Source organism: Streptococcus infantis, assembly GCF_019929665.1.
GTDB lineage: Bacteria > Bacillota > Bacilli > Lactobacillales > Streptococcaceae > Streptococcus > Streptococcus infantis_H.
The window spans coordinates 518527-529637 of the sequence record NZ_JAHZPZ010000001.1 but is presented as its reverse complement, the minus strand read 5'-3'; the positions used below and the strand labels follow the sequence as shown (position 1 = coordinate 529637).

Here is an 11111-nt window from a genome sequence, read left to right as displayed (position 1 = left end):
AAAGATGAGAAATGTAACGGTTGCAGCTATTCAGATGCAATGCACTAAGGATGTGGAAACCAATATCCAAACAGCTGAACGTTTAGTTCGACAAGCTGCTGAGCAAGGAGCCCAGATCATTCTTTTACCAGAATTATTTGAACGTCCCTATTTCTGTCAGGAGCGTCAGTATGACTACTACCAGTATGCCCAGTCGGTGACAGAGAATACGGCCATTCAGCATTTTAAAGTAATTGCCAAGGAGCTAAAGGTCGTTTTACCAATTAGTTTCTATGAAAAAGATGGTAATGTCTTATACAATTCCATTGCTGTCATTGATGCGGATGGAGAAGTACTAGGAGTTTATCGTAAAACTCATATACCAGATGACCATTATTATCAGGAGAAATTCTTCTTTACTCCTGGAAATACTGGATTCAAGGTCTGGGACACTCGCTATGCTAAGATTGGTATCGGGATCTGTTGGGATCAATGGTTCCCTGAAACTGCCCGTAGTCTTGCGTTAAATGGTGCAGAATTACTCTTTTATCCAACAGCCATTGGTTCAGAACCTATTTTGGATACAGATAGTTGTGGTCATTGGCAACGTACCATGCAAGGACACGCAGCAGCAAATATTGTCCCAGTTATTGCTGCTAATCGTTATGGTTTGGAAGAAGTCATTCCTTGCGAGGAAAATGGAGGACAAAGTTCCAGTCTGAATTTCTACGGTTCATCCTTTATGACCGATGAAACAGGAGCTATTTTAAGTCAAGCTGAACGACAAGATGAAGCAATCCTCTTAACCACTTATGACCTTGACAAGGGAGCAAATGAGCGCCTGAACTGGGGTCTCTTTAGAGATAGAAGACCAGATATGTATAAAGATATCGTGAAATGAGAAAAAGCCTACTATAGGCTTTTTTCTATATATACTATAATAATTTTTGATAATGTCCCAGGATTCTGATAAAATGAACATAGTGTAAGAATGATAAGAGAGATTGGTGAGCTCTCAATCAATTTATTCTTGAAGAATTAAGTAGTGACTGAGGTTAATTATGGGAAATGGACATGTAGATGTGGTCAAGAAATGAACGACCACCAAGCGCCTGATCCAAATGCTTATTCGGTTTATTCGGATGAGTTGTTTGAAGAAATCTCTCATGCAGGAGTATTCTGACTGATATCCTCTTATTGTAATTACGGTAATTATTTGTTATAATACTTCAAAGGAGGAAATCAGATGGTAGTAAAAACAAGAAAACAAGGAAATTCAATCACCATCACCATTCCAAGTGAATTCAATATTCCAAGTGGTGTAAAATACGAAGCAAAATTGTTACCAAGTGGTGAAATTATCTTTACTCCCGAAGAGTCTGGACATCAGATTTCTTATGTAACTGATGATGCCTTTGACTTAAATTTGGACAAAATTTTTGACGAATACGATGATGTTTTCAAAGCTTTGGTGGAAAAATGACAGTCTATCTGACAGAAAAGCAAATTGAAAAAATCAATGCTTTAGCAATTCAACGGTATTCACCTAATGAAAAAATTCAGACAGTTAGTCCTTCTGCCTTAAATATGATTGTCAATTTACCAGAGCAATTTGTCTTCGGTAAACCTCTTTATCCAACAATTTTTGATAAGGCAACAATACTATTTGTCCAATTGATCAAAAAGCATGTTTTTGCCAATGCTAATAAACGAACTGCTTTCTTCGTATTGGTGAAATTTCTACAGTTGAATGGCTATCTTTTTTCTGTAACAGTTGAGGAAGCGGTCGATATGTGTGTAACTATTGCAGTAGAATCCTTAACAGATGAAAGATTATCTAGCTACACCAAATGGATTTCTGAACATTCATTTAGAGTTAATGGCAAGAATTAAGTTTGGATGTTTAAATCCTATAAGAAAAAAATAGACAAACAGACAGTATTAGAATTCTGTAATTCAGAAAACTAATATTTTGAATATGTCAAACATTCAACCTTACTAAACAAGAAAAAGTAGCCCTCTCAGGCTACTTTTTAAAATTCTTTGTAAACATAAGTATTTTCGGGTTTGTCTACTTTGATGAAGGACTGGACTTCAAGGGTTGGGAGGACTTGGTTGAGTTCTTTGTGATAGTGATTCCTAATCTTGCCTTTGACTCTGACCCAAGTGTTATTTTCGTACTGATTGGTGTTTCCTGTAGTCAAAAGGCCAAAAACTCCTGAATCAGCGATACAGTGCATAATACCAAAGCGAAAAACAAATTGACTATTGGTATGATTTGGATCGTTGTAGACAAAACCAGTAAACTCTATTTCCTTACCTTCAAACTCATTTGGATAATCATAGATAGCTTCCATGACCTCTAGGTAATTTTCATCATTGATAACTATACTAGATTGAGCTAAGTATTTATCAGCACTCTTCCGAATAATATTTTCATAAGCTGTTTGTGAATAAAAGCGACTGGTATCCGGCTTAAGATACTGACTGCTCGTTCCTTCACTTGCTTGGATTGCCTTGTCAGTTCCTTCCGACAAAGGGAAATAATATCCTTTTGCCGATACTGTTTGTGAATCCAGAGTAACTGTTGGAAATGTAAATCCAACTAACAAAGGCAAACTTAAGAGGACAAAACTAGCAAGCTTGGCTGAATAGCTGTGTAAGTGGCTATGTTCTTTCAAACGCTTGAAGCAAATATAGGCTTGAACGATGGCTAGGAACAATGACAAAACCATGGTGATATAAGCCAGATAAGAGTAATGGAGGTTTAGATACTGATTGAGCTTACCTGATAGGTACAAATAAAGGGTTAAGATAAAATAGCCAAATAAGATAAAAAATCGAATCATAGCATTACTCCGACTAAATAAGAATAGACAAGAACAACAAGAGTTACAATTGTCATGAACTGCCAAATAAAGCGAGTTTTGAGATAGTTCTTCATCATGAGGAGGTTCTTGACATCAAGCATGGGACCTATTACCAGAAAGGCAAGTACTGGAGCAAAGCCAAAACTTGATAGAAGAGAAGAGCCGATAAAGGCATCAGCTTCACTACAGAGTGATAGAAGGAAGGACAAGATCATCAGAAGAACAATCGCAAGTAGTGGTGTTGCGCTGATAGATGTCAGGATACGAGTTGGAACATAGACTTGGACTATACTTGCAAAAAGACAGCCAAAGACCAAGTAACGCCCCATATCAAAGAATTCATCAATAGCTTGGATAAAGACCTGAAGGATTTTTTGACTTTTAGTTAAGTGAGAGAAATCATGCTCATGACAAGCCAATCTATTTTCTTTTTGGATAGGTTCCTCCCATACAAAACCAAGAAAGACACCCAATATAGTAGCAACTAGAATCGCGCCCAAAGCTCTTAGGAAAACCATTTGAATTGAATTACCAAAAGCTGAATAGGTCGCAAAAAGTACGATAGGATTGATGATAGGAGCCGTTACTAGAAAAGGTACCGCTGTATAGCTAGGAACCTTCTTTTCTAAAAAGCGATTGATGATAGGAACGATTCCACACTCGCAAGAAGGGAAGAGGAAACCGATGAAGCTACCAAAAAAGATTCTCCCCAAGCGATTTTTAGGGAGAAACTTATAGACCTTCTCAGGTGTGACATAGACTTCAATGGCACCAGAGATGATGCTACCGATTAAGACAAAGGGTAAAGCTTCAATGATAATTGAAAGAAAAATGGCGCCAGCTTGTAGCACACTAGAAGGTAAACTTTGAAAGAGTGTCATCTATTTTTTCTTTTCTGCCTTATCTTTCTTTTCTTTGTCGTCTGGAAATGTTACTTGCTTCAAGTCAGGTAGTTTAGCGAATTCTTCGAACATCTTATCTAAGTCATCAGTTTTTGTAAATTTAACAGCCATAAGGCATACCTCGATTCTTTTAGTTAACACTATTATACTATTATTTCTAAGAAATAGTTGGATTTTAAAATAAACATGGTTTTATCTTTATAAAGTTGAATGAAAGCAACAAATTAATGAAAACAAGCTTTCTTCCTTATGGTATAATAGTTTCATGGATAAAAAATATGAAAAAATTTCCCAAGATTTGGGTGTAACTTTAAAGCAGATTGATACTGTCTTGTCTTTGACAGCAGAAGGAGCAACTATCCCCTTTATCGCCCGTTATCGGAAAGATATGACCGGAAGTCTAGATGAGGTAGCTATTAAAGCTATTATCGACCTCGATAAGAGTTTAACTACTCTAAATGATCGCAAGGAAGCGGTCTTAGCAAAAATCAAAGAGCAAGGCAAGCTAACAAAGGAATTGGAAGAAGCTATTTTAGCAGCTGAAAAACTCGCAGATGTAGAAGAACTCTATCTTCCCTATAAGGAGAAACGTCGCACCAAGGCAACGATTGCGCGTGAGGCTGGACTTTTTCCACTTGCTCGTTTAATTTTACAAAATGTTTCTAACCTAGAAAAAGAAGCAGAAGCATTTGTCTGTGAAGGTTTCGAAACTCCTCAAGAAGCTTTGGCTGGGGCTGTAGACATCTTGGTTGAAGCACTATCCGAGGATGTTTCTTTACGTTCAATGACATATCAAGAGGTACTTAGACGCTCTAAGATTACTTCTCAACTTAAAGACGAAACTCTAGATGAAAAGCAAGTCTTTCAGATTTATTACGATTTCTCAGAGACAGTTGCAAACATGCAAGGTTACCGTACGCTTGCCCTTAATCGTGGTGAGAAGCTAGGCATTTTGAAAATTGGCTTTGAGCATGCGACTGATCGTATTCTATCTTTCTTTAATGTTCGTTTTAAGGTTAAGAACGCCTATATTGACGAAGTTATTCAGCAATCTGTTAAGAAAAAAGTATTACCAGCTATTGAGCGTCGTATTCGCACTGAACTAACAGAGAAGGCAGAAGAAGGAGCTATCCAACTCTTCTCAGAAAACCTTCGAAATCTTCTCCTTGTTGCACCTCTTAAGGGGCGCGTGGTCCTTGGATTTGATCCTGCCTTTCGTACAGGTGCTAAGCTTGCGGTCGTAGATGCTACTGGGAAGATGCTGACAACGCAAGTCATTTATCCAGTCAAACCAGCTTCAGCTCGTCAGATTGAAGAAGCAAAGAGAGATTTGGCAGATTTGATTGGCCAATATGGTGTTGAAATCATTGCCATAGGTAATGGTACTGCTAGTCGTGAGAGTGAAGCCTTCGTCGCTGAAGTACTTAAAGATTTTCCTGAGGTCAGCTATGTCATTGTCAATGAAAGCGGGGCATCTGTCTACTCAGCTAGTGAACTTGCTCGTCAAGAGTTTCCAGAGTTAACTGTTGAGAAACGCTCTGCTATTTCTATTGCTCGTCGCTTGCAAGACCCACTTGCTGAATTGGTTAAAATTGATCCCAAATCCATCGGTGTCGGTCAATATCAGCACGATGTTAGTCAAAAGAAACTGTCTGAAAGTCTAGACTTTGTTGTTGATACAGTAGTTAACCAAGTTGGTGTCAATGTCAATACAGCTAGTCCAGCCTTACTTTCACACGTAGCTGGGCTTAACAAAACAATCTCTGAAAATATCGTGAAGTACCGTGAAGAAGAAGGAAAAATTACATCACGCGCCCAAATCAAGAAAGTTCCTCGTTTAGGAGCAAAAGCCTTTGAACAGGCTGCAGGTTTTCTCCGTATCCCTGAAAGTAGCAATATCCTTGACAATACAGGTGTTCACCCAGAAAACTATGCTGCCGTCAAGGAACTTTTCAAACGTTTGGACATTAAGGACCTAAACGAAGAAGCACAAGCAAAACTCAAGTCTATATCAGTTAGTGAAATGGCTCAAGAGCTAGACCTCGGTCAAGAAACCCTCAAAGATATTATTGCAGATCTTCTCAAACCAGGCCGTGATTTCCGTGATTCTTTCGATGCTCCGGTCCTTCGCCAGGATGTCTTGGATATCAAGGATTTAAAAATCGGTCAAAAGCTTGAAGGTGTCGTTCGTAACGTTGTAGACTTCGGTGCCTTTGTTGACATTGGTATTCACGAGGATGGCCTGATTCATATCTCTCACATGAGCAAGAAATTCATCAAGCATCCGAGTCAAGTCGTTTCAGTTGGTGATTTGGTAACCGTTTGGGTAAAGAAAATCGATGTCCAACGCGAAAAAGTAAATCTGTCGCTCATTGCACCAGATGAATCTAACTAATTACGTTCGACAAGTTTCTTTAGAAGACTTTGGGAAACCTTTCAAACACCAAGCTCAATGGAATTCTCGTCTACGGTCGACAGGTGGACGATTTTTCCCTAAGGATGGGCATTTAGACTTTAATCCTAAAGTCTATCAAGAACTTGGTTTAGAGGTTTTTCGGAAAATTGTCCGTCACGAACTCTGTCATTATCATCTATACTATGAGGGCAAGGGGTATAAACATAAAGATGTAGCCTTTAAGAAACTGTTAAAAGAAGTAGACGGGCTCCGCTTTGTTCCTCCCTTATCAAGTGTCAGTCAAACACCACTTCTAGTCTATATTTGTCAGACTTGTCGCCAAACCTATCAACGAAAGCGACGAATTGATACCAAACGTTATCGTTGTGGTCTCTGTCGTGGTAAACTTATCCTACAAAATCCGCCTAAGGACTGATGCAAGCAGTTTTTATTTCATGTTATACTTATTACAAGAATACCGAAAGAGGTACAAACTATGAATAAAAATTTTTACAAAATGAGACGAAATCGTATGATATCAGGAGTACTTGCTGGACTCTCTGATAAATGGGACCTTGATGTTACTCTTGTGCGCTTCATTTTTGCTATCTTTACAATCGCAAACTTTGGGCTTGGAATCATCATTTACATCATCCTAGCCACTATCTTACCTACCAAGGAAGATATCGAAGCAGAAATGTACGGAACTGGCCCACGTAAGATTAAAGAGGCTGAACCAATTGATGATGATAAAGGTTGGTTTTGGTAGTTTTACTTAATTGTTTATGTTTGGATAAAAAAAAGATACCGTAAGGTATCTTTTTTAAATACTAAACAACTGACCCAATAGATAAGTCACTCCCATGGTTAAAAGACCGATACAAAGGTTACGAATCATAGCTGTTTTGGTTGGGGCTTTTCCGAGTTTTGCACTGGTATAACCTGTAATCAATAGAGAAATCACAACGATAAAAACAGTAGCAGGGATTCGATAGTCACTTGGAAAAATGGTAATGGAAAGCATTGGTGGTAGACTACCAAGAACAAAAGCGATGAAGCTAGATGCTGCAGCATGCCAAGGATTTGTAAACTCTTCATACTCGATTCCGTATTTTTCTTCAACTAAGGCTTTAAGTGGATTTTTAAGAAAATCTTTATTGACTAAAAGTTGAGCTGAAGTTTCACACTCACCATTTTGAAGATAAGCAGCATAAAGAGATTTCTTTGCGGCCTCGATATCCTTATCCAAAAGTAATTGTTCACGGGCTACAGCGGCTTCTTCAGTGTCTTTTTGAGTGGATACTGAAACATATTCACCTCCAGCCATAGAGAAGGCACCCGCTAAGATGGCAGCCAAACCTGAAAGAAAGATTATCCAGATATTGCTGGTTGCACTGGCAACCCCGATAACAACTCCAGCGATGGAAATGATCCCGTCATTGGCTCCGAGCACACCAGCACGTAAAATATTTAAACGACCAGCGAAGTTTGAATCAATTTCATGTGTAATTTCTGACATAGTCTTCTCCTTTTTATCCATTATAAAGTATAGAAATAGCGAATACAAACTTTTTAAACTATCTGAAAAAAGTTTTTCAATTCTAATAAATGCCATAGCTGTTGCTTATGCTAATATATAACAAAGTTGTATTTGTAACTGACTGCCATAGATGATACAATTAATTTAATGAAATCTTTGGAGGTCTGATGATGACTCGTGAATTTAAATTTGAAACTCTTCAATTGCATGCAGGGCAAGTGGTAGATGCTACTACCAAGTCTCGTGCTGTCCCTATTTATCAAACAACATCTTTTGTATTTGAAGATACACAGGAGGGTGCAGACCTTTTTGCCCTTCAAAAAGCTGGAAATATCTATACTCGTATTACCAATCCAACAACTTCAGCCTTTGAAGAGCGTATTGCAGCGCTAGAAGGCGGAGTAGGTGCACTTGCCACAGCTTCAGGAATGGCAGCTCTTACTTATACTATTCTTGGACTTGCTCACGCAGGTGACCATGTTGTTGCAGCTTCAACTATCTACGGTGGGACCTTTAACCTTTTGAAAGAAACTCTTCCTCGTTACGGAATCACCACAACTTTTGTTGATATTGATAATCTAGAAGAAGTAGAGGCAGCGATTAAAGATAATACAAAACTTGTCTTGATTGAAACTTTGGGTAATCCGGTTATCAACATTCCTGATATCGAAAAAATTGCTGAAATTGCCCACAAACACCAAATTCCTTTAGTTTCTGATAATACTTTTGCAACACCATATCTCATTAATGTCTTTTCACACGGTGTAGATATTTCAGTTCACTCGGCAACTAAATTTATCGGTGGTCACGGTACAACTATTGGCGGTGTCATTGTTGATAGCGGTAAGTTTGACTGGGCTGCTTCAGGGAAATTCCCTCAATTCGTAAATGAAGATCCAAGCTACCATAATTTGAGCTATACTCGAGATGTAGGTGCTGCAGCCTTTATCGTTGCTGCTCGCGTGCAATTGCTTCGCGATATGGGAGCTGCCCTTTCACCATTTAACTCATTCTTGCTCCTACAAGGTCTTGAAACACTATCTCTCCGTGTTGAACGTCATGTGCAAAACGCTGAGAAAATCGTTGATTTCCTTGTGAACCATCCAAAAGTTGAAAAAGTTAATTATCCAAAATTAGCTGATAGCCCTTACCATGCCTTGGCGGAGAAATATTTACCAAAAGGTGTTGGTTCAATCTTTACCTTCCATGTTAAAGGTGGAGAAGCAGAAGCTCGTAAGGTGATTGATAGCTTAGAAATCTTTTCAAACCTTGCAAACGTAGCAGATGCCAAATCATTAGTCGTTCATCCGGCAACTACAACTCATGCTCAATTGTCTGACTCTGATCTAGAAGCAGCAGGAGTAACTAAAAATCAAATCCGACTTTCAATCGGTCTTGAAAATGTCGATGATTTGATTGAAGATTTACGACTAGCACTTGAAAAAATCTAAAAATAACTAGTTTTTATCGAATTAAGCATCCTTCTCACGAATAATAAAGTGAGGAGGATTTTTATGTATAGTATTTCATTTCAAGAAGATTCGCTTTTACCAAGAGAGAGACTAGTAAAAGAAGGAGTAGAAGCGCTCAGCAACCAAGAATTACTGGCAATATTACTAAGGACAGGCACAAAACAGGCCAATGTTTTTGAAATAGCACAGAAGGTCTTAAATCAGCTGACATGTTTAACTGACCTAAAAAAAATGAGTCTACAGGAATTGCAGACTCTATCGGGTATTGGACGTGTTAAGGCTATCGAATTACAAGCCGTTATTGAATTAGGCTACCGTATCCATAAAAGGGAAACAGTGGAAATGGAGAGTATTCTTAGCAGTCGTAAATTAGCTAAAAAGATGCAGTCTGAGCTTGGAGATAAAAAACAAGAGCACCTAGTGGCGATCTATCTAAATACTCAAAATCAAATCATTCATCAGCAGACTATTTTTATCGGGTCTGCCACGAGAAGCATTGCTGAACCGAGAGAAATTCTCCACTACGCTTTGAAGCATATGGCAACATCTGTGATTCTGGTTCATAATCATCCATCAGGAGCAGTAGTTCCTAGCCCCAATGATGACCATGTTACGAAGCTTGTTAAAGAAGCCTGTGAAATAATGGGATTGGTCTTATTGGACCATTTAATTGTCTCTCATTCTGATTATTTTAGTTACCGTGAGAAGACGGACTTGATATAGGATTATTTTTTGAAGTTTAGGGGACCCTGCTCAAACGCTTGTAAAGCATAGGATTCAACTTCGTTCATAACAATTTTAGGAAGAGGATCAATTGTAGGGACTAGCAACTTTTCTTGCGCGATAAAGTCAATAATAGCATTGAAGTCTTCAATTTTATAATACTTTTTTGAGTGGATCAAGATATCTCTGTAAAAAACAAGCGAAGAACGAAATCTGCCTTTAAATTTAGCATCTGCCTTTTTACAAAATGGTTTTGCCTTTTTAGACATTTCTTTTAGTTCTTTTTTTTTGTCTTTTAGTGAGAGTTTGTCGAGATACTCTTTATTCTTAGAAAATGATTGGTAACTTTCTGCCGTTAAAAGTCTGTATAGATTAGAAAGTTGAAAATAAACTTCTATTTTCTTTTCCTTATAGGTTGAGAAATGGTCAATTTCCTTGCTCTTAATAGATGAGAAAACATTAACATCTAAATCTCTCAAAAGCTCATGAGTAGAAGGTGGGGTAAGTTCATTCATAATTAATTAGCTAATTTATCGAAATTATAATTCATTGACGACATAGTCGAAAAGTGTTTTATCTTTGGGGCGATTTTCAAAGAGAAATTCAGGATGCCATTGAACCCCAAGATAAGGGAAGCCATCCGTAGTTGTAACAGCTTCGATAATACCATCTTTAGGATCATGTGCTACAACCTTAAGATTAGGAGCTAAATCTTTGATGCTCTGATGGTGGAAAGAATTGATATGAGAGATTTCTCCATAGATTTCTCTTAGAATAGTATCTGGTTCGGTGATAAGTCGCTGAGTGGTGTATTCAGCGGAAGTATCTTGCCAATGATCTTCGATATCTTGATAAAGTGTTCCACCCATGGCAACGTTAAAGAGCTGAGTACCACGACAAACAGAAAAAATTGGTTTATTTTGTTTAATGGCTTCTTTGATAAGTGCTAGTTCAAAAATATCACGTTGAAGGTGGTAATCGTCGCTATCAATAGCTTTTGGCTCACCATAGTATTTAGGGTCAACATTTTGCCCACCAGTTAGAATAAGCTTATCAATTAAACTAATGTAGTAACTGGCCATTTCTTCATCGCCAATCGGTAGGATAATGGGGATACCTCCAGCTTCTTTAACACCTTCAACAAAACCTTTTGCAGCATAACTCATCATAAGATCATCATCTGGATGTGGGGTTTCATTTCCTGTAATCCCAATAACTGGTTTTTTCATA

General features: G+C 38.1%; 15 protein-coding genes. 9 read left to right on the top strand and 6 right to left on the bottom strand.

Annotated features, from left to right (window positions below):
* The first annotated feature begins 4 nt into the window (after nt 1–4).
* The 4 genes from aguB (at nt 5) to K1I61_RS02500 (ending at nt 1872) form a co-directional block, all read left to right on the top strand.
* Nucleotides 5–880: an N-carbamoylputrescine amidase gene (gene aguB, locus K1I61_RS02515; protein ID WP_223333106.1), complete on the top strand. Its 876-nt coding sequence runs from the start codon at nt 5–7 to the stop codon at nt 878–880.
* Nucleotides 881–1024: 144 nt separating this feature from the next.
* Nucleotides 1025–1162 (top strand): hypothetical protein, encoded by a 138-nt coding sequence (locus tag K1I61_RS02510; RefSeq protein ID WP_223333187.1) that lies wholly within the window; start codon nt 1025–1027, stop codon nt 1160–1162.
* A 63-nt stretch (nt 1163–1225) separates the two neighbouring features.
* Nucleotides 1226–1462: an AbrB/MazE/SpoVT family DNA-binding domain-containing protein gene (locus tag K1I61_RS02505; RefSeq protein ID WP_006148508.1), complete on the top strand. Its 237-nt coding sequence runs from the start codon at nt 1226–1228 to the stop codon at nt 1460–1462.
* A complete protein-coding gene (locus K1I61_RS02500) occupies nt 1459–1872 on the top strand; it encodes a type II toxin-antitoxin system death-on-curing family toxin (protein WP_223333105.1) in 414 nt (137 codons plus the stop codon). The genes K1I61_RS02505 and K1I61_RS02500 overlap by 4 nt, the downstream gene beginning before the upstream one ends.
* A 140-nt stretch (nt 1873–2012) precedes the next feature.
* On the opposite strand, the gene K1I61_RS02495 is transcribed toward K1I61_RS02500, so the two are convergent.
* From K1I61_RS02495 to K1I61_RS08970, 3 genes are read right to left on the bottom strand one after another with little or no spacing between them, the layout of a single operon-like run.
* Nucleotides 2013–2828, bottom strand: coding sequence for a TIGR03943 family putative permease subunit (locus K1I61_RS02495; RefSeq protein ID WP_223333104.1), 816 nt, complete (start codon nt 2826–2828; stop codon nt 2013–2015).
* Complete coding sequence (locus tag K1I61_RS02490) at nt 2825–3730, bottom strand: permease (protein ID WP_223333102.1); 906 nt, start codon at nt 3728–3730, stop codon at nt 2825–2827. The genes K1I61_RS02495 and K1I61_RS02490 overlap by 4 nt, the downstream gene beginning before the upstream one ends.
* Nucleotides 3731–3862 carry an SPJ_0845 family protein gene (locus tag K1I61_RS08970; protein ID WP_000268695.1) on the bottom strand — a complete coding sequence of 44 codons (132 nt, stop codon included), beginning with the start codon at nt 3860–3862 and terminating at the stop codon, nt 3731–3733.
* Between the two features lie 154 nt (nt 3863–4016).
* Here K1I61_RS08970 and K1I61_RS02485 point away from each other — a divergent pair, with 154 nt between their 5' ends.
* From K1I61_RS02485 to K1I61_RS02475, 3 genes are read left to right on the top strand one after another with little or no spacing between them, the layout of a single operon-like run.
* The gene (locus K1I61_RS02485; RefSeq protein WP_223333101.1) at nt 4017–6146 is read left to right on the top strand and encodes a Tex family protein; all 2130 of its coding nucleotides are present in this window, start codon (nt 4017–4019) and stop codon (nt 6144–6146) included.
* A complete protein-coding gene (locus K1I61_RS02480) occupies nt 6133–6582 on the top strand; it encodes a SprT family protein (RefSeq protein ID WP_223333100.1) in 450 nt (149 codons plus the stop codon). Before K1I61_RS02485 ends, K1I61_RS02480 begins: the two co-directional genes overlap by 14 nt.
* A gap of 60 nt (nt 6583–6642) precedes the next feature.
* Nucleotides 6643–6915, top strand: coding sequence for a PspC domain-containing protein (locus K1I61_RS02475; protein ID WP_223333099.1), 273 nt, complete (start codon nt 6643–6645; stop codon nt 6913–6915).
* Between the two features lie 54 nt (nt 6916–6969).
* Here the strand turns inward: K1I61_RS02475 and K1I61_RS02470 are convergent, their stop codons facing one another.
* Nucleotides 6970–7665: a VIT1/CCC1 transporter family protein gene (locus K1I61_RS02470; RefSeq protein WP_223333098.1), complete on the bottom strand. Its 696-nt coding sequence runs from the start codon at nt 7663–7665 to the stop codon at nt 6970–6972.
* Nucleotides 7666–7856: 191 nt separating this feature from the next.
* Between K1I61_RS02470 and K1I61_RS02465 the strand changes: the two genes are divergently transcribed.
* The gene (locus K1I61_RS02465) at nt 7857–9137 is read left to right on the top strand and encodes an O-acetylhomoserine aminocarboxypropyltransferase/cysteine synthase family protein (RefSeq protein WP_223333095.1); all 1281 of its coding nucleotides are present in this window, start codon (nt 7857–7859) and stop codon (nt 9135–9137) included.
* Between the two features lie 63 nt (nt 9138–9200).
* Nucleotides 9201–9881 (top strand): RadC family protein, encoded by a 681-nt coding sequence (radC, locus tag K1I61_RS02460; protein ID WP_223333093.1) that lies wholly within the window; start codon nt 9201–9203, stop codon nt 9879–9881.
* 2 nt (nt 9882–9883) lie between these two features.
* Here the strand turns inward: radC and K1I61_RS02455 are convergent, their stop codons facing one another.
* Both K1I61_RS02455 and K1I61_RS02450 read right to left on the bottom strand, forming a co-directional pair.
* Nucleotides 9884–10396, bottom strand: coding sequence for a hypothetical protein (locus K1I61_RS02455; protein ID WP_223333091.1), 513 nt, complete (start codon nt 10394–10396; stop codon nt 9884–9886).
* A 24-nt stretch (nt 10397–10420) separates the two neighbouring features.
* On the bottom strand, nt 10421–11110 hold the full coding sequence (locus tag K1I61_RS02450; protein WP_223333090.1) for a gamma-glutamyl-gamma-aminobutyrate hydrolase family protein: 690 nt from the start codon (nt 11108–11110) through the stop codon (nt 10421–10423).
* Nucleotide 11111: the final 1 nt, after the last annotated feature.

Coding starts and splice junctions, on each gene's coding strand:
- aguB (WP_223333106.1), top strand. CDS start 5: ATGAGAAATGTAACGGTTGCAGCTATTCAGATGCAATGCACTAAGGAT.
- K1I61_RS02505 (WP_006148508.1), top strand. CDS start 1,226: ATGGTAGTAAAAACAAGAAAACAAGGAAATTCAATCACCATCACCATT.
- K1I61_RS02500 (WP_223333105.1), top strand. CDS start 1,459: ATGACAGTCTATCTGACAGAAAAGCAAATTGAAAAAATCAATGCTTTA.
- K1I61_RS02495 (WP_223333104.1), bottom strand. CDS start 2,828: ATGATTCGATTTTTTATCTTATTTGGCTATTTTATCTTAACCCTTTAT.
- K1I61_RS02490 (WP_223333102.1), bottom strand. CDS start 3,730: ATGACACTCTTTCAAAGTTTACCTTCTAGTGTGCTACAAGCTGGCGCC.
- K1I61_RS08970 (WP_000268695.1), bottom strand. CDS start 3,862: ATGGCTGTTAAATTTACAAAAACTGATGACTTAGATAAGATGTTCGAA.
- K1I61_RS02485 (WP_223333101.1), top strand. CDS start 4,017: ATGGATAAAAAATATGAAAAAATTTCCCAAGATTTGGGTGTAACTTTA.
- K1I61_RS02480 (WP_223333100.1), top strand. CDS start 6,133: ATGAATCTAACTAATTACGTTCGACAAGTTTCTTTAGAAGACTTTGGG.
- K1I61_RS02475 (WP_223333099.1), top strand. CDS start 6,643: ATGAATAAAAATTTTTACAAAATGAGACGAAATCGTATGATATCAGGA.
- K1I61_RS02470 (WP_223333098.1), bottom strand. CDS start 7,665: ATGTCAGAAATTACACATGAAATTGATTCAAACTTCGCTGGTCGTTTA.
- K1I61_RS02465 (WP_223333095.1), top strand. CDS start 7,857: ATGACTCGTGAATTTAAATTTGAAACTCTTCAATTGCATGCAGGGCAA.
- radC (WP_223333093.1), top strand. CDS start 9,201: ATGTATAGTATTTCATTTCAAGAAGATTCGCTTTTACCAAGAGAGAGA.
- K1I61_RS02455 (WP_223333091.1), bottom strand. CDS start 10,396: ATGAATGAACTTACCCCACCTTCTACTCATGAGCTTTTGAGAGATTTA.
- K1I61_RS02450 (WP_223333090.1), bottom strand. CDS start 11,110: ATGAAAAAACCAGTTATTGGGATTACAGGAAATGAAACCCCACATCCA.